Source organism: Pseudarthrobacter sp. RHLT1-30-1 (assembly GCF_059383415.1).
The window spans coordinates 16,264-32,870 of the sequence record NZ_JBWZCG010000035.1; the positions used below are offsets into that span (position 1 = coordinate 16,264).

Sequence of the window (16,607 nt, forward strand, 5' to 3'; positions counted from 1 at the left end):
CCCGCGGCGTGCAAGCCGGTGGCGGCTAGTGGAGGGCGACGAGCTTCGCCGGGTCCTCGTCCGGCAGGTCGCCGTTGACGACGGCGGTGACCTGGAGCTGCGTCAGGGACAGGCTGCCGCCAACCGTCGAGAGGAAAGCGGTATCCGATGAGTCCCGTCCGGCGGTGATCCGCAGCATACTCTCCCGCGGCGCCAGGCCGGTGGGATCGATGATGTGCCAGGCGCCGTTGACGTGGGCCTCGGCCACCGCGTGGAAGTCCATGGGGCTCAGTCCCGGGGCATAAACGGCGGCCAGCCGGGCCGGCACATCCTTGGCGCGCAGCAGTGAGATGGCCAGGTGGGCGAAGTCGCGGCAGACACCGCGGCGCTGCAGCAGGGTCTCGACGGCGCCGTCGGTCCCCCGCGAGGATCCGCTGATGTAGCGCAGCTCGTTGAAGACCCAGTTGCGCACCGCGTGCAGCAGCTCAGTGCCGTGCAGGCCGCCGAATTCCGCGTAGGCGGTCGGCAGGAGCAGGTCGGACTCGGCGTAACGGCTCGGCCGGACGTAGCGGATGAGGTCCATCAGCCGTGGTTGCTCCGGCACCGCGAACCCGGTGGCGGTGGCCGTATACTCCACCAGCACCTCAGAGGGTTCCGCAAATTCCATGTAGTGGAAGCGGCCGCCGTGGTGGTCCGAAAGCTCGGTCAGCGGGACATCGTCGCCGCCGGCGGTCACGGACAATGACTCCACGAAGGCGCTGTAGCCGGGGTTGCGGGCCACGGCCACCGCAAGGGCGACTTTGGTGTCGGCCACGGTTTTGAAGGCCAGGCGGGTGGCAACAGAGCGTTCCATGTTTCTCCGGGGTGTGAGGGTAACGGCGGGTGAAGAGAGCGTCCCCCGTCCCGGAGGTGTGCGGGCGGAGCGGGGCTAGTTTTTGATCTTCAGCGACATTAGCATCCGCTGGACGTTGGCGAAGTCGGAGCCCTCGCTGACGTATGTGGCCGCCTGGTCGAGTGTGTCGAACACCTTGGCCGGTGCAACCTTCTCGTCCGGGGCGAATGCCTTCAGCTCCCTCACGTCGGCAAAGGAGTAGTCCCCCTTGCCTTCCTGGCCACGGACCAGGTTTTGCAGCGCGCAGGAGGATCCGGCCGTGCCTCCGACGATGTTGGTGATGCCGTAGGAGCCAAAGTACTTGTAGCCCTGGATCACCCGGAACACCACGTGCGGCTCGATGGTGCCTTCCCCGCCGCGATGCGGCAGCTCCACCGGAACGCTGCTAACTACGACGTACGGTTTTGCCGCGTCGTCCGCGCAGGCCGCGGCGGCCCGCGGGGGGACCCCGGTCTGCAGAGTGGCGACGTCACCGCCCCGGGCGTCTTTTACCTCGATCTTGAGCGCCCCCGCCAGGGTTCCCCGCTCCGGGGCCACCGACTGGGCGATCCACTCCTGCGGCAGCTCAAAACTGATGGTCTTGGCCGGATCGGTGAAGACCTTCCAGGCCGCCGCCGTCGAGCCGGGATCCGCGGTCCCGGAGGCGGTCGACCCCGGTGTGGCGGCTGGTGCGGCGCTGCTGGCCGTTGGTTCCCCGGTCGCTGCACTTCCGCTCGGGCCCGGGCCGGTGTCCGGCGTCCACGCGGGGGCGCCCTTGTTGTCGCTGCTGCAGCCCGACAGCGCGGCCGCTGCGAGCGCCACCGCAGCGGCGATCCGGAAGCCGCGGGCCGCCGTCCGCCGTAAAGTGCCCGTCCCATTCATGGTGCCAGCGTAGCGGGACTTCGGGCCGCCCGAAGGCCGCGGGGCAGCGTTTCGCTGAGGGAAAGCGGGCTACGCTGGGGGCATGGCGGATCAGGATTTTGACTCCACGGATATTGGGGCCCAGGACAGCGTGGCGGACATCTCCGCCGTCGACATCGCGGACTGGCGGTTGCGGACCTTCGCGCTCTACGCCGCCGTGCGCAAGATCGCGGCGGAAGATCCGGCCGAGGCACATTCCTACTGGCGCCAGGAGCGGGACCGGATGTTCGGCACGCACCCCGCGTCACCGCTGACGGCGGACGCGAAGTCCAGTTTCGGCGGCCTCAAGACAGCAGACTACGATCCGATCTACCGTTTCCACATTCCCATCACGAATGAGGGCGCGGGCAGGGAGATGAACGTGGAAACGGGGACGGACGGTGTGGTCCGGTTCGTCCGGCTCGGCACGTTCGATCTGCCGGAGCTGGGCCAGCTCGCCGTGTGGAAGCTCAACGGTTACGGCGGCGGCCTCTTCGTGCCGTTCCGTGATGCCACGGCCGGGCAGCCCGGCGGCAGCTACGGCGCGGGCCGCTACCTGCTGGACACGATCAAGGGCGCCTTCCACGGTGTGCGCGGGTCCGGCCCGGAGGCGGAGTTCGTCGTTGACTTCAACTTTGCCTATAACCCGTCCTGCGCCTACAACGAGGCGTGGGCCTGCCCCCTCGCCGGACCCTCCAACCGCCTGGCCGTCGAGATCCCTGTCGGCGAACTGTACTGAGCCGGTGGATGCCCAGCTTGAGCAGCACCCGCCTGCCCCTGACATTGCCGCCCGCAGCGTTTCGGTTTCTGTTCCGGTTCCGGTTCCGGACCCCGCTGCCGTCGCCACCGCAGCCCTCCCCGGTCCCGTCCGGCACCGGCACCGCGGCGTCCTGCGCTCCCCGCTCGTCCGGCAACTGCTGAGGTTCACCGGCGTCGGGATTGTCTGCACGGTGACGTCGCTGGCGCTCTATGCCTTCCTCCGGCCCTATCTTGGCGCTCAGCCGGCCAACGCGACGGCCCTGATCCTCACCTCACTCCTGAACACGGCGTTGAACCGCCGGTTGACCTTCAAGATCACCGAACGCCACCGGGTGAAACGCGACCACCTCAACGGCCTCGTCGTGATCCTCGGGGCGCTGCTGATCACCGGCGGCAGCCTTGGCATCCTGCACTGGATCAGCCCCGCGGCCACCGTCGCGGATGAGTTGTGGACCACGACGCTGTCCGGCTTTGTGGCCACTGCCGTGCGTTTCACCCTGCTGCGGCACTGGATCTTCCGGCGGGCCCGGCACGTCTAGGCAGGTGCCGGGCCCGCCGGACAAACCCCGCTTGCGCTGCCAGATAATGTCCCTCTCAGGGCGGAATAGGCACCGAAAGTGACAGGGCAAATGGGGTCAGGCGCCGGAGCCGAGCGCCTGGACGCTGCCGACGGCGCTGCCGACCGCTGCCGCTGCCTGCTGCAGCTCCGCCGCCGTGATCGTTGAGTCGAAGCTGAAGCGGACAGCGGTCTGCGCAATTGCGGCGTCGATGCCCATCGCCTGCAGCACCGGGGACGGCTCGTCCGAACCCGCCGCGCAGGCCGACCCGCTGGAGCAGATGACCCCCAGCCGCTCGAGTTCCAACAGCACGGATTCGCCGCTGGTCCCCGGGAAGCAGAACGACGCGACGGACGGGAGCCGTTCGCTCGGGTGGCCGGTGAGGACGGCGCCGGGAACCTGCATCCGCACTAAGCGGATGAACTCATCACGCAGGTCGGCCACGCGCGCTGCGCGGTCCCGCTGTCCGGACATTGCCAGCGTTAGCGCCGTGGCGAGGGCCACGGCCCCGGCCACGTTTTCGGTCCCCGACCTGCGCCCGCGTTCCTGCCCGCCGCCGTGGATGACCGGTTCGAGCCGGGTCCGGCTCCGCACAAACAACGCCCCGCTTCCTTTCGGCGCGCCCAGTTTGTGGCCGGAAATGCTCAGGGCGTCCACGCCCAGGGCCGCCGTATCGATGGTCAGCCAGCCGGCGGCCTGGACCGCGTCGGTGTGGAAGGGTATTCCGCGGGCGCGGGCCAGCGCAGCCAGCTCTGCAATCGGCTGCACGGTGCCCACCTCGTTGTTGGCGTACATGATGCTGACCAGGGCGGTCTCCGGCCGGAGCGCGGCGGCGAGGGCTGCCCCGGTGACGCGGCCGCAGGAATCAACCGGCACCACGTCGACGGCGAAGCCGTGCACGCGCTCCAGGTAGCGGGCGGATTCCTCCACGGCGGGATGCTCGACGGCGCTGATCACCACCCGGTCCAGCCGGGGGTCCGCGCCGCGCCGGGCCAGCGCAATGCCCTTGACGGCCAGGTTGTCCGCCTCCGTGCCCCCGGAGGTAAAGACCACCTCGCCCGGCCGGCAGCCCAGCGCCCTGGCCGTCGCCGCCCGTGCCCCGGCGAGCGCCGTGGCCGCCGAGTCACCGAGCGAATGGTGGCTGGAGGGATTGCCGAAGTCCCCGCTGAGATACGGCCACATCGCCTCGAGTACCTCGCGGCGCACCGGGGTGGTGGCAGCGGCGTCGAGGAAGATCACGGCGTGGCCTGGCCGGCCGTCTGGTCGCTGGTACCGCTGGTCACGTCGCTGGTCACGTCGCTGGTCATGTCGCTGGTCAGGCCCAGTTCGATGTCGAGGCCCAGGTCCAGGGCGGCGACGCTGTGGGTGAGCCCGCCGATCGAGATGACGTCCACCCCGGTGGCGGCGATGCCGGCCACGGTGGCCAGGTTGACGTTGCCGCTGGCCTCTACGCGGGCCCGGCCGGCCACCAGGGCCACTCCGGCGGCAAGCTCCGCCGGAGTGAAGTTGTCCAGCATGATGGTGTCGACGCCCGCGGCGAGCACCGGCTCGATCTGGTCCATCCGGTCCACCTCGACTTCGAAGTGGGTGGTGTGCCCGAGGCGGGTTTTGGCCTCCCGCAGCACATCGGTGAGCTTCGAGGCGTCTCCTCCGGTCAGGACGGCGAGGTGGTTGTCCTTGGCCAGCACGGCGTCCGAGAGGCCAAAGCGGTGGTTGGCTCCGCCGCCGCAGCGTACGGCGTACCGTTCCAGCACCCGCAGGCCCGGCGTCGTCTTGCGGGTGTCGGCGATGCGTGCCCCGGTGCCGTCCACCAGGGCGACGAACTCCGCCGTCTTGGTGGCGATGGCGCTCATCCGCTGGACCAGGTTCAGGGCCACGCGTTCGGCGAGCAGCACGGCGCGGGCGTTCCCGCGGACCCTCGCGAGCACGGTACCGGCGGCGAAGGCGGCTCCGTCGGCAACCAGCAGTTCGACGGCGGCGTCCGGGTCGGTGAGCTTCATCGCGGCCGCGAACACCGTCCCGCCGCTGAGCACGCCGGGGACGCGGGCGGCGAGGACCGCCGTCGCGCGCGCGTCCGCCGGGATGAGCGTCTGGGAGGTGATGTCACCGTAGGGGGCATCCTCCAGCAGGGCGGCCCGGAGGACGGTGTCGACGGCGGCTGCGGGCAGGGTTCCGGCGAGCGCCGTCACGGGGTGGGCGCTGGGGCGGGCTGCTGCGGGTGCTGTCATGACGAGATCCTTTGTTTCGGACGGGATACGGCGGCATGCCTGTGACTGTGGGTGCCGGCCGGCAGGCTGGCCCGGGCCGGGGCCGCGAGCACTGCGGGAAGGGTGGCTGGGGTGTCAGCGTCCATACGGTAGTGGGCCCCCACCGAGCCGGTCCGCTTCCGCGCCGCGGCCACGAGCAGCCGGGCTGCCAGCAGCAGGTTCCGGTCCTCGTGGTCGGACTGGCCGGGAACGGCCCCCTCGTCCGGAAGCCCGTCAGCTGCGGCGAAGGCAGCGGCCCAGTCCGCGAGCCGTGCGGCAGCGGCGTCGAGGTCGGGTCCGGTGCGCATCACCCCGGCCGCGCTGGTCATGAGGTGCCGCAGGGCATCCCGGCTGAACGGCACAGTTCCCTGGCCCGTCCCCGCCGCCGGAAGGCCTGCCCTGGTAGGGCCGACCGGTCCGACCGGTCCGGCCGGACCGGGCTCCGGGTCCGCTCCGCGGAGGAACGACGCCACGGCACGGCGGCCGAAGACCAGCCCCTCCAGGAGGGAATTGCTGGCCAGCCGGTTCGCACCCTGCGCTCCGGTGCAGGCGACTTCTCCGGCCGCGTAGAGTCCCGGCACGGAGGTGCGGCCCCAGAGGTCGGTGGCCACGCCTCCCATCCAGTAGTGGGCCGCCGGGGACACCGGAAGCGTTTCGGTGGCCCAGTCGTAGCCGGCGGCGCGGGTGGCGGCGGTGATGGTGGGGAAACGCCCGGCCAGGAAACCGGGACCGCGGGTGGCCTCGATTCCCCGGGCGTCGAGATACACGGGGCTCTCCGCCGGGGCACCCGTGGCGGCGAGGTGCAGCGCGATGCTGCGGGAGACGACGTCGCGCGGTGCCAGTTCGGCAGCCGGGTGGTAGTCGGGCATAAAGCGGTAGCCGGCCGCGTCGAGCAGGACGGCGCCCTCGCCGCGGACCGCCTCGGAGATCAGCAGAGCCGGCGGACCGCCGGGAACCTCGTCCGCCGCCAGGGTGGTGGGGTGGAACTGGAAGAACTCCAGGTCACGGACGGCTGCCCCCGCCCGCCAGGCCAGGGCCAGGCCGTCAGCCGTGGCAACGGAGGGGTTGCTGGTCCGGGCGAAGAGCCGTCCGGCGCCGCCGGTGGCCAGCAGCACTGCGTCGGCGTCCAGGCACCGGGGGGCCCCGTGGGACAGGTACGTGACGCCGGTGACCCGGGCGGCGCCGCCCGCCGGCCCGGCTCCGGGGTGCCCGGTGCGGAGTTCGGTGACGAAGGCTCCGGTCTCGACCCGCAGCTGTCCCCGGATCGCACGGTCCAGGACTGCCGCGACGAGGGCGCGGGCGATGCGGGCACCGGTCGCGTCTCCGCCGGCGTGCAGGATGCGCGCGGCCGAGTGCGCCGCCTCGAGGCCGAGCGCCGGGCCTCCGCCGGGTCCGGCGTCGAAGTGCACGCCGAACCGCTGCAGCCCCGCGATGTCCCGGGCTGCCTCGGTACACAGGACCCGCACGGCGTCGGGGTCGTTGAGCCCGGCGCCGGCGGTGAGGGTGTCGACGATGTGCGCGTCCACGGAATCACCGGGCGCGGCCTCCCCCGGCAGCAGCACTGCCGACACGCCGCCCTGGGCATAGCAGGTGTTGCTCTGCTCCAGGGTCCCCTTGGTCAGCAGCACCACCTCGCACGCCGGTCCGCCGTCGGGCGCAGCGTCAAGTGCGGCGTCAGACGCCAGCAGCGCGGCGTACAGCCCGGCAATGCCGCTGCCGACCACCACCAGTCGCCTGGTCACGGCCGCGCCGCCAGCATCCGTTCGAGGGCAACCCGCGCCGGGGCAGCGACGGCGTCCTCCACCGTGATGCGGTTGACCACCTCGCCCCGGACCAGCGCCTCCAGGACCCAGGCGAGGTACCCGGGGTGGATACGGTACATCGTGGAGCAGGGGCAGATCACCGGGTCCAGGCAGAAGATGGTGTGCTGAGGATTCTCCGCTGCGAGGCGGTTGACGAGATTGATCTCGGTGCCGACAGCGAAGGTGGTCGGCTCGGTCGCGGCGGCGATGGCCTTGCGGATGAAGTCCGTCGATCCGGCGGAATCGGCAGCATCCACCACTTCCATGGGGCACTCCGGGTGCACGATCACCTGCACGCCGGGGAACTCGGCGCGGGCCTTCTCGATCTGGCCGACGTTGAAGCGTTTGTGGACCGAGCAGAAGCCGTGCCACAGGATCACCCGGGAGTCCGCGAGCATCTGTTCGTCGTTGCCGCCGAGGTCCTTGCGCGGGTTCCACATCGGCATCTGCTCCAGCGGAACGCCCATGGCCTTGGCGGTGTTGCGGCCCAGGTGCTGGTCCGGGAAGAACAGCACGCGCTGGCCGCGCTCGAATGCCCACTCCAGCACCGTGGCGGCGTTGGAGGAGGTGCAGACGATCCCGCCGTGCTCGCCGCAGAAGCCTTTGAGGGCGGCGGAGGAGTTCATGTAGGTGACCGGGATGACCGGGACCCGGCCGCCGGCGTCGGGTTCGGTCCCGAACAGCTCCTCGAGCTGCTCCCAGCACTCGGTCACGGAGTCGATGTCCGCCATGTCCGCCATCGAGCAGCCGGCGGCCAGGTTGGGCAGGATCACGGCCTGGTCCGGCCGGGACAGGATGTCCGCGGTCTCGGCCATGAAGTGCACACCGCAGAAGATGATGGCCTCGGCGTCGGGCCGGGTCAGCGCGGCGTTGGCCAGCTGGAACGAGTCGCCCACGAAGTCGGCGTAAGCCACCACCTCGTCACGCTGGTAGAAGTGGCCCAGGACCACGGCGCGGTCCCCGAGCGTTGCCTTGGCGGCCCGGATCCGGGCGTCAAGTTCGGCGTCACCGGCCCGCTTGTACTCCTCCGGGAGCTGGCCCTGCCGGGGGGTCGACGGCGGGGCGCTGTCCGCCACGGAGGCGCCGGGGCCGTAGGCCGGCACGCCGGCGAGGGCCTCCGCGAGGTCATAGTCCCAGGGCCCGCGGGCGAGCGCCGGGCTGCAGGTGGACGCCGCTGCTGCAATGCCCTTGGCGCTGCCGGCGGCCTGTTCGCGCGTGATCAGCTGGATGGCTGTGTTGACGCTGCTCATGGTGTGCTCCTGTTGTCTGGGTCCAGGCCTGGGCGGCCGGTGTAGCGGTAGAGGCGGGGCGGGCGGTGTTTGCCGCCCTGCAGGTACTGGTCGGTTTCTTCGATCTCCGGCGTGGCTTTGATCTGCCGTCGGAAGTTGGCCGGGTCCAGTTCGCGGTCCAGGACGGCCTCGTAGACCTCCCGGACCTGGGAGAGGGTGAAGTACTCGCCAAGCAGGTGGTAAGCGATGGACCCGTAGGCCATCTTGTTGCGGAGCCGCCAGAGCGCGTACTCGATGATGGCGTTGTGGTCGAAGGCCAGTGCGCCGAGCCGGTCCGCACGGAACCACCGGACGTTTTCGGATTCGTCCGCGAGCGCGGCCTCGGTGGGCTGCACCAGCGCCCAGTACACAATGGAGACGACCCGCTGGGTGGGCGAGCGGTGCAGGCCGCCGAAGGCGTACAGCTGTTCGAGGTAGCTGGGCGCCAGCCCGGTGGTCTCGCGCAGGTTCCGCGAGGCGGCGTCCGGCAGGGATTCGGCGTGGGTCAGCGGGCCGCCTGGCAGCGCCCACGTCCCCTTGAAGGGTTCGCGGATCCGCCGCACCAGCGGGATCCACAGGGTGGGCCGGCCGGATTGTTCGCTGGGGCGCAGGGCGAAGATCACCGTGGAGATGGCCAACGACGGCGGCGCGAGCTGCCGTTCAGCGACGTTGGCTGCTGTGGTGTACACGGCGGTTTCACCCCTCCGGGCTCCGGGATGGCCCTTAGGACCGGCCCGTGTTCCGGCCCGACCGCCGGATTAGTTATAGTCAAATTGACTAGAACTGATTCTACGACCTTCCCGGCCGCGGCGCAAAATGTTGCAGCTCACACCGGCATGTTGCGGTTCTCACCGGCATGTTGCAGTTCACACCGGGCCCGCCGGCTGGCCCGCCCGGGTCACCGTCCCGCGGCGGCGGCTTCCAGCAGCGGGAGCGTGCGGCCCTGGAAGTGGGTGTTCAGCACAATCACCGAGGAGGAACGAAGCACCGTGCGGGTGGCGATCATGGCATCCAGCACGCGCTGCAGGTCCGGGTTGGAGCGGGCCGCAATGCGGGCCATCAGGTCCGAGCTGCCGGAGACGGTGTGGATTTCGATCAGTTCCGGGATCGCCGCGAGGGCCTCGACGACGGCGTCGTGGCCCAGGTCCTGGTTGATCGTCAGGGAGCAGAAGGCGACCACGGGATACCCGAACCGGGCCGGATCCGGCTGCGGCACCCAGGAGCCGATGACCCCGCTGTCCTGCATCCGGTCCAGCCGCGACTGCACGGTGGCGCGGGCCACCTTCAGCACGCGGGATGCCTCCAGCACCGAGGCCCGGGGTGAATCGGTGAAGAATCGGACAATCTTCGCGTCCAGCGCATCAACGTCCATCAAGTGTTCCTCCTAGCGCCACTTTGGGCTCACAAAGCGTCAGGGAGATACCGCTCCAGGCCAGCAAACTGTCACCATGCTCTCATGCCCGCGACTCTGGACCGCGCTCCAATAGCGGTAAATTCAATAAGTCCCATAAGGACCCCGGATCCAAACCACAAGAAGGTTCGCCAGCATGACAATGAAGTCCACCGCGGAGCGCCCCGGCCTGAAACTCGGCCACAGCATGAAGCCACGCCAACTCACCATGATGGGACTCGGCAGCGCCATCGGTGCCGGCCTGTTCCTGGGCTCGGGGGCCGGTGTCCAGGCCGCCGGACCCGCCGTCCTGGTCTCCTACCTGGTCGCCGGAACCCTGATCATCCTCGTGATGTGGGCGCTGGGCGAAATGGCCGCCGCCAACCCCAACAGCGGCGCGTTCTCCGTATACGCCGAAAAGGCCATGGGCCGGACCGCCGGAGCCACCGTGGGCTGGCTCTGGTGGCTGCAGCTGGTGGTGGTGATCGCCGCCGAGGCCCTGGGCGCCGCCGGCCTGCTCTTCACGGTCTGGCCGGTCATCCCCGTCTGGGCCCTGTCTCTGATCTTTATGGTCGTGTTCACCGCGATCAACCTCGCCGGGGTGAAAAACTTCGGCGAGTTCGAGTTCTGGTTCGCCATCCTCAAGGTTGCCGCCATCCTGCTGTTCCTGGGAATCGGCACCGCCCTGCTGCTGGGCTGGCTGCCGGACGTCGAATCCCCCGGCCTGAGCAACTTCACCGCCGACTTCGCCCCGGCCGGCCTGGGCGGCATCGCCACGGCACTCTTCGTCGTGATCTTCGCGTTCGGCGGCACCGAGATTGTCAGTGTGGCGGCGGCCGAGACGGAGAACCCCCAGCACAGCGTGGCCCAGGCTATCCGCACCGTCGTGTGGCGCATCCTGGTCTTCTACATCGGCTCGGTGTTTGTGATCGCCGCGGTCCTTCCGTACACCTCCGACGCCCTCGCGTCACCCTTCGCCGGCGTCCTGGACGTGGCCCGCATCCCCGGCGCCGGCGCCGCCATCACCCTCGTGGCCGTCGTCGCACTCCTCTCGGCCCTGAACGCAAACCTGTACGGGGCGTCCCGGATGGTCTTTTCGCTGTCCGAACGCGGCGAGGCGCCCCGCTTCCTCTCCAAGGTCAACAAGGCACGGGTGCCGATGCTCGCCGTCGGCGTCTCCGTGGCCTTCGGATTCCTGGCCACCGTGCTCGAGCTGCTCTTTCCGGAGCGGATCCTCCCGGCGCTGTTCCAGCTGGTCGGCTCGACCTGCCTGATGGTGTGGGGCTCGGCGCTCGTGTCCCAGCTGATCCTCCGCCGCCGCGCCGACCGGGAGGGCACCGTTCTCCCGCTGCGGATGAAGGGCTTCCCGGGACTGACGATCTTCGGGCTGGTTCTCCTGGCCCTGATTTTCGCCGTTGGCTTCAGCAGTCCGGAGAGCAGCAGGCAGCTGGTCAGCACCATCGCCCTGGTCGCGGGCATTGCCGCGGCCTGCTGGCTCGGCGCCCGGCTGACCCGCAAGTAGCCGGCAGGCAGCCGCTGCCCCAAGCCGGCCAAAAGTGGATCGCGGCAGGGGCCGTTCTGGAGGCTCAGAACGGCCCCTGCTGCGAGTCAGGTGTGATCCGGCGGGCAGCGCCTGGAGTATACAAACTGTCAGGGCCACGGGCGAGCGGGCTGGCACTCTTGTACAGTCTGGCCAGTGTTCCGCGGGCTGATTGCCCAGCGACGGACCGGTGACTAGGGTCACAGTCATGGACACACTTCCGTTGGCTGCCGGCGCCCCCGCCGAACCGCTCACCCCCGCCCAGCTCCGCGAGCTCTATTCGCTCATGGTGGCGGTCCGCCACCTGGACACCGCGGCCGTCGCCTGGCAGCGGCAGGGCATCATTCCCGGCTATGCGCCCGAACTCGGCCAGGAAGCGGCCCAGGTGGGCAGCGGCTACGCCGTGGACACCACCCGGGACTTCGTCTTCCCGACCTACCGCGAGATGGGCGTCGCCCGCACCATGGGCGTTGACATGGTGGCCTACATGTCCACGCACAAGGCCAGCTGGCACGGCGGCCTCTACGACCCGCTGGAATCCCGGCTCGCCCCGATCCAGGCCGTGGTGGCCGGCTCCGTGCTGCACGCTGTCGGCTGGGCCCACGGGCAGACGCTGGCCGCCGCCGCCGGTACAAGCGCTGACGGGCTAAACCCTGACGGGCTGCTCGGGGTCGCACTGACCTATTTCGGTGACGGCGCCTCCTCGCAGGGGGATGTCCACGAGGCCCTGAACTTCGCCGCCGTTATGAAGGCCCCCGTGGTGTTCTTCGTGCAGAACAACGGCTGGGCGATCTCGGTTCCGACCGAACGCCAGGTGGCCGGCGGCTCGGTGGCCGCCCGCGCCGCCGGTTACGGCATGCCGGCACTGCAGATCGACGGTAACGACGTCGTCGCCGTCGTGGAGGCCACCCGCCGTGCCTTCGCGCACGCCCGGTCCGGCAGCGGCCCCGTGCTCGTCGAGGCCATGACCTACCGCCGCGGCCCGCACTCGACCTCTGATGACCCGGGACGCTACCGCTCGCTGGACGAGGAGCGCGACGGCGCGGGCCCCGACCCGCTGCAGCGCTTCCGGCAGCAACTGCTCGCCGACGGCGTCGCCGACGAGGCCTTTTTCGCCGCTGCCCTCGCCGCGGCCCAGGCCGAGGAGGAACAGATCCGCACCGGCATCGAGGCGCTCGGTTCCCGCCCCGGCACCGAAATGTTTGACCTGGTCTTCCAGGAAACCACCCCTGCCCTTCAGTCCCAGGCCGCCAGCTGGCGTGAGGAGTCCGAACATGTCTAACTCGACCCTGCAAAGCGCAAACGCCGCTGGCGCCAGCACCGCCGGGAACCCGGCCGGGAACGCCCCGGCAACCGGCACCGTGATGTCCATGCAGCAGGCCCTTAACCGGGCCCTCGACGAGGTGCTCACGGAGAACCCGAAGACCCTGGTCTTCGGCGAGGACTGCGGCCGGCTCGGCGGCGTCTTCCGCATCACCGACGGCCTGCAGGCCAAGCACGGCGAGCGGCGCGTGTTCGACACGCCGCTCGCGGAATCCGGCATTCTGGGCATGTCGGTGGGTCTGGCGATGGCCGGATTCCACCCCATCCCCGAGGTCCAGTTCGACGGCTTTGCCTACCCGGCGATCAACCAGATTGTCTGCCAGATCGCCCGGATGAACTACCGCAGCCGCGGCACCCTGCCGATGCCCATCACGCTGCGGGTGCCCAGCTTCGGCGGCATCCGCGCCCCCGAACACCACGGCGAAAGCCTCGAGGCGCTCTTCGCGCACGTCCCGGGCCTGAAGGTGGTCTCGCCGTCGAACCCGCACGAGGCCCACCACCTGCTCAAGTACGCCGCCACCCGCCCGGACCCGGTGATCTTTATGGAGCCGAAGTCCCGCTACTGGCAGAAGGGCGAGGTGGACCTCGCCGCCCACGGGCCGGCCGGCGGCGCCCCCACCGGTGCCAAGGTCATGCGTGAGGGCCGGCATCTCACCCTTGTCGCGTGGGGCGCCATGGTGGCCCGCTGCCTGCAGGTGGCCGAGCTCGCCGCCGAGGACGGGATCGACGTCGAGGTCCTGGACCTGCGCTGGCTCAAGCCGATCGACGCCGCGGCGCTGGCGGCGTCCGTGCGCAAGACGCGCCGCGCCGTCGTCGTCCATGAAGCGCCGCTGACGTCCGGCCTGGGCGCCGAGGTGGCCCAGCTGATCACGCAGGCGTGCTTTGACACACTCCGGGCCCCGGTGGAGCGCGTCACCGGCTTCGATGTGCCGTACCCTTCCGGGGATCTGGAAGACGAATACATCCCGAACATTGACCGGATCCTGTTCGGGATCCAGCGAGTATTGGAGTACAAACGTGGCTGAAATATCCTTCCCCCTCCCCGACCTCGGTGAGGGCCTGATCGAGGCCACCGTACTGGAATGGCTCGTGGCGCCGGGTGACCAGGTGGAGCGCAACCAGCCGCTCGTCGAGGTGGAAACCACGAAATCGGCAGTTGAATTGCCCAGCCCGCAGGCAGGTAAGGTAGTGCGTATCCACGGCGGGCCCGGTGACAAAATCAATGTCGGCGAGCCCCTGATTGTGTTTGAGGTGCCGGACAACACCGCCGGCATCGTGGGCACGGTCCCGAAGGAAGAGGCACCGAAGCGCCGGGTCCGCCTGAGCGCCGTACTTGACGAGGACTGACACCATGAGCGGCAGACACACCGGCGAACAGCATTCCCACACCGTCGAGGGCACCGACCCGCAGCTGTACGTGGAAGTGCACGAACCCGGCTCCGACGCCGGGCTGCGCCCGGTGCTGCTGCTGCACGGCTTCTCGTCCTCGTCCAAACTTAACTGGGAGGACACCGGCTGGCTCACCGCGTTGCTTGAGGCCGGCCGCCGCGTCATCACGGTGGACCTTCCCGGCCACGGCCGCAGCGGGGCGCCCGAGGACCTGGACTCGTACTCGCCCAGCAGGATCCGCGCGGACCTGCTCCAGATCGCGTTCGACGCCGGCGTCCGCCCGCTGCGCGACGGCGACCCGTCCAGCGGGCTGGACCTGATCGGCTACTCGCTCGGGTCGCGGCTGGCGTGGGAGTTCGGCGCCACCCAGCATGAGCTGGTGCACCGGCTGGTCCTCGGCGGCCCGAACGTCTCCGATCCGCTGGCCGACTTCGACCTGGTCGCCGCGCAGCGCTACCTGGCCGACGGCACCCCGATCGCCGATGCGTCGACCGCCGGGCTGCTGCGAATGGCCCTGCTGCTGCCGAGCAACAACATTTTCTCGCTGCTGTCCCTCGTGGAGGCGATCAAGAGCGAGCCGTTCGATCCCGCCGAGGCCGTGCCGCACGTGCCGATGCTGCTGGTGGCCGGGGAAAAGGACGAGCGCGCCGCATCGATGCCGGAACTCGCTGCCCTCGGGGCCAGGGCCGGTGCGCTGGTCGAGCAGCTGGTCCTGCCGGGCCGCAGCCACACCAACGCCATCACCAGCCGCGCCTTCAAGCAGGGTTCCGTCAGCTTCCTGTCCGTCTAGTCACGGCACCACCACCACCACCACCACCACCACAACGCGGGGTCAGATGTGGCCCATGCGGCGGCCCCGGATGGGCGCGAAGTGACTCCGCGTTGGGTGGGAGTGGTGCCCGACGGTGGGTTAAACACGGGAGGGCACGGACCTTTCGGCCCGTGCCCTCAAGCTTGGCTGGCTACTGGTCCCTGGAGACTAGTGCCGGGCCGCATCATCCGTTGCGCCGTGGCTGACGCCGAGCGGGCGGCCCCTGGTTTCCCCGGCAAGGAGGACACCCGCAGCCGAGATCACGCAGAGGATCATGATGTAGATACCGATGGAACCGGTCCAGCCGGTGCCCTGCAGCAGGGCCTCTGCGATGGTGGCCGCAAACGCACCGCCCAGGATGGCGCCGAAGGCGTAGCCGATCGAGATGCCCGAGTAGCGCACGTTAGCCGGGAACATCTCGGCGTACATTGCGGACATCGGGCCGTAGGACAGGCCCAGGCCGACGGTCAGGACGAACAGCGCCACGCCGTAGAGCACGATGTCCTTGGTGTCGATCAGCGCGAACATCGGGATCATCCAGGCAAAAACGATGGCGTAGCCGGTGAGGAACGTCTTGACCCGGCCGATCTTGTCCGACAGCCAGCCGCCGACCAGGGTGAAGATCAGCCAGCCGAACGATGCCAGCGTGGTGGCCAGCAGGATCTGCGCGACGGGCATCTTCAGGGACTTGGTGGCGTAGGAGATGAAGAACGCGATCAGGAGGTAGCCGGCGGCGTTGTTGCCGATGAAGATCATCGTGGAGTACAGGACGGCCTTCTTGTGCTTCCGGATGAGCTCGCCCAGCGGCGCCTTGCTCTCCTCCTTGCGGTCCTGCATCTCCTTGAAGACGGGGCTCTCGGCGACCGCCCGGCGGATCAGGTAGCCGACCACGATCAGCACGATCGAGAGCAGGAACGGCACACGCCAGCCCCAGGAGGCGAAGTCTTCCTTGGACATGGACGTATTGAGGAAGTACAGCAGGCCGGTGGCGAGAATCATGCCGACCGGAACACCGATCTGCGGGTAGGCGCCGAACAGGCCGCGCTTGCTCTTCGGAGCGTGCTCGACGGCCATCAGGGCGGCACCGCCCCATTCACCGCCGGCCGAGAAGCCCTGGATGACGCGGAGCAGGATCAGCAGCACGGGAGCCCAGAAGCCGATCTGGGCGTAGGTCGGCAGCATGCCGATCAGCGCCGTGGCGGCTCCCATCATGACCAGCGTGAAGACCAGCATGGCCTTCCGGCCGAGACGGTCACCCAGGTGGCCGGCGACGATGGCTCCGAGCGGGCGGAATAGGAAGCTGATGCCGATCAGGGCAAAAGACAGGATCTGCGCCAGGCCCGGGTTGGAGGCGTTCAGCGGTGCCAGGAACAGGGGCGACAGCAGCGTTGCCGTCAGCTGGGCGAAGATAAAGAAGTCGTACCACTCGATAGTGGTTCCGACCAGCGTGCCCGCGAGGACCTTGCGTTCCTCATGCTTGCTGCTGGGTCCCGCCTCAGAATCGACACTTGAAGTTGCGGTCATTGGAACTCCGTTGCTGGGGGCAGAGGTACTGCCCGGGTTGGGTGCGAAAGAAAAACTTACTGCCTCTGGATTTACTGATCGAACGGTCAGTTAGTATTCAGAATCTTACTATGAAATGTGTGACAGGACACACATCCCGGGAAAAAATGCTTCACCGCCTCGAAAAATGACGGCGTGGGGGGGGGCGGGGACAGCCCCGGCAGGCAACCGGTACGGTTCCGGGAATCCCCTCACCATGACCGGACAAG

General features: G+C 69.3%; 16 protein-coding genes. 7 read left to right on the plus strand and 9 right to left on the minus strand.

Translation table 11 applies throughout. The features are described from left to right. Nucleotides 1-25 precede the first annotated feature (25 nt). Together AC50YM_RS18520 and AC50YM_RS18525 are read right to left on the minus strand one after the other, a co-directional pair. Nucleotides 26-832, minus strand: a complete 807-nt coding sequence (locus AC50YM_RS18520; RefSeq protein ID WP_494958413.1) for a transglutaminase-like domain-containing protein — start codon at nt 830-832, stop codon at nt 26-28. Nucleotides 833-907: 75 nt separating this feature from the next. Next, the gene (locus tag AC50YM_RS18525; RefSeq protein ID WP_494958414.1) at nt 908-1,732 is read right to left on the minus strand and encodes a hypothetical protein; all 825 of its coding nucleotides are present in this window, start codon (nt 1,730-1,732) and stop codon (nt 908-910) included. 82 nt (nt 1,733-1,814) lie between these two features. On the opposite strand from AC50YM_RS18525, the gene AC50YM_RS18530 reads away from it, so the two are divergent. Together AC50YM_RS18530 and AC50YM_RS18535 are read left to right on the plus strand one after the other, a co-directional pair. After that, nucleotides 1,815-2,489: a DUF1684 domain-containing protein gene (locus AC50YM_RS18530; protein WP_494958415.1), complete on the plus strand. Its 675-nt coding sequence runs from the start codon at nt 1,815-1,817 to the stop codon at nt 2,487-2,489. 4 nt (nt 2,490-2,493) lie between these two features. Then, nucleotides 2,494-3,048 carry a GtrA family protein gene (locus AC50YM_RS18535; protein WP_494958416.1) on the plus strand — a complete coding sequence of 185 codons (555 nt, stop codon included), beginning with the start codon at nt 2,494-2,496 and terminating at the stop codon, nt 3,046-3,048. A gap of 96 nt (nt 3,049-3,144) precedes the next feature. On the opposite strand, the gene AC50YM_RS18540 is transcribed toward AC50YM_RS18535, so the two are convergent. The 6 genes from AC50YM_RS18540 to AC50YM_RS18565 form a co-directional block, all read right to left on the minus strand. Then, nucleotides 3,145-4,305, minus strand: coding sequence for a cysteine desulfurase family protein (locus AC50YM_RS18540; RefSeq protein ID WP_494958417.1), 1,161 nt, complete (start codon nt 4,303-4,305; stop codon nt 3,145-3,147). Continuing rightward, entirely contained in the window at nt 4,302-5,294 is a 993-nt protein-coding gene (nadC, locus tag AC50YM_RS18545) for a carboxylating nicotinate-nucleotide diphosphorylase (RefSeq protein WP_494958418.1), read from the minus strand. The genes AC50YM_RS18540 and nadC overlap by 4 nt, the downstream gene beginning before the upstream one ends. Beyond that, complete coding sequence (nadB, locus tag AC50YM_RS18550) at nt 5,291-7,054, minus strand: L-aspartate oxidase (protein WP_494958419.1); 1,764 nt, start codon at nt 7,052-7,054, stop codon at nt 5,291-5,293. Before nadB ends, nadC begins: the two co-directional genes overlap by 4 nt. Next, nucleotides 7,051-8,364, minus strand: coding sequence for a quinolinate synthase NadA (gene nadA, locus AC50YM_RS18555; RefSeq protein WP_494958420.1), 1,314 nt, complete (start codon nt 8,362-8,364; stop codon nt 7,051-7,053). The genes nadB and nadA overlap by 4 nt, the downstream gene beginning before the upstream one ends. Next, on the minus strand, nt 8,361-9,071 hold the full coding sequence (locus AC50YM_RS18560) for an NUDIX hydrolase (RefSeq protein ID WP_494958421.1): 711 nt from the start codon (nt 9,069-9,071) through the stop codon (nt 8,361-8,363). Before AC50YM_RS18560 ends, nadA begins: the two co-directional genes overlap by 4 nt. A 209-nt stretch (nt 9,072-9,280) precedes the next feature. Continuing rightward, nucleotides 9,281-9,754: an Lrp/AsnC family transcriptional regulator gene (locus AC50YM_RS18565; protein WP_494958422.1), complete on the minus strand. Its 474-nt coding sequence runs from the start codon at nt 9,752-9,754 to the stop codon at nt 9,281-9,283. Nucleotides 9,755-9,929: 175 nt separating this feature from the next. Between AC50YM_RS18565 and AC50YM_RS18570 the strand changes: the two genes are divergently transcribed. The 5 genes from AC50YM_RS18570 to AC50YM_RS18590 all read left to right on the plus strand — a co-directional run bounded on the left by AC50YM_RS18570 (nt 9,930) and on the right by AC50YM_RS18590 (nt 14,814). Continuing rightward, on the plus strand, nt 9,930-11,294 hold the full coding sequence (locus AC50YM_RS18570) for an amino acid permease (RefSeq protein ID WP_494958423.1): 1,365 nt from the start codon (nt 9,930-9,932) through the stop codon (nt 11,292-11,294). A gap of 226 nt (nt 11,295-11,520) precedes the next feature. Beyond that, nucleotides 11,521-12,594, plus strand: coding sequence for a thiamine pyrophosphate-dependent enzyme (locus AC50YM_RS18575; protein ID WP_494958424.1), 1,074 nt, complete (start codon nt 11,521-11,523; stop codon nt 12,592-12,594). Beyond that, entirely contained in the window at nt 12,587-13,660 is a 1,074-nt protein-coding gene (locus tag AC50YM_RS18580) for an alpha-ketoacid dehydrogenase subunit beta (protein WP_494958425.1), read from the plus strand. Before AC50YM_RS18575 ends, AC50YM_RS18580 begins: the two co-directional genes overlap by 8 nt. Further along, entirely contained in the window at nt 13,653-13,982 is a 330-nt protein-coding gene (locus AC50YM_RS18585) for a biotin/lipoyl-containing protein (RefSeq protein ID WP_056426240.1), read from the plus strand. The genes AC50YM_RS18580 and AC50YM_RS18585 overlap by 8 nt, the downstream gene beginning before the upstream one ends. Nucleotides 13,983-13,986: 4 nt before the next feature. Then, the gene (locus tag AC50YM_RS18590; protein ID WP_494958426.1) at nt 13,987-14,814 is read left to right on the plus strand and encodes an alpha/beta fold hydrolase; all 828 of its coding nucleotides are present in this window, start codon (nt 13,987-13,989) and stop codon (nt 14,812-14,814) included. A 189-nt stretch (nt 14,815-15,003) separates the two neighbouring features. Here the strand turns inward: AC50YM_RS18590 and AC50YM_RS18595 are convergent, their stop codons facing one another. Continuing rightward, a complete protein-coding gene (locus AC50YM_RS18595) occupies nt 15,004-16,359 on the minus strand; it encodes an MFS transporter (protein WP_494958427.1) in 1,356 nt (451 codons plus the stop codon). Nucleotides 16,360-16,607: the final 248 nt, after the last annotated feature.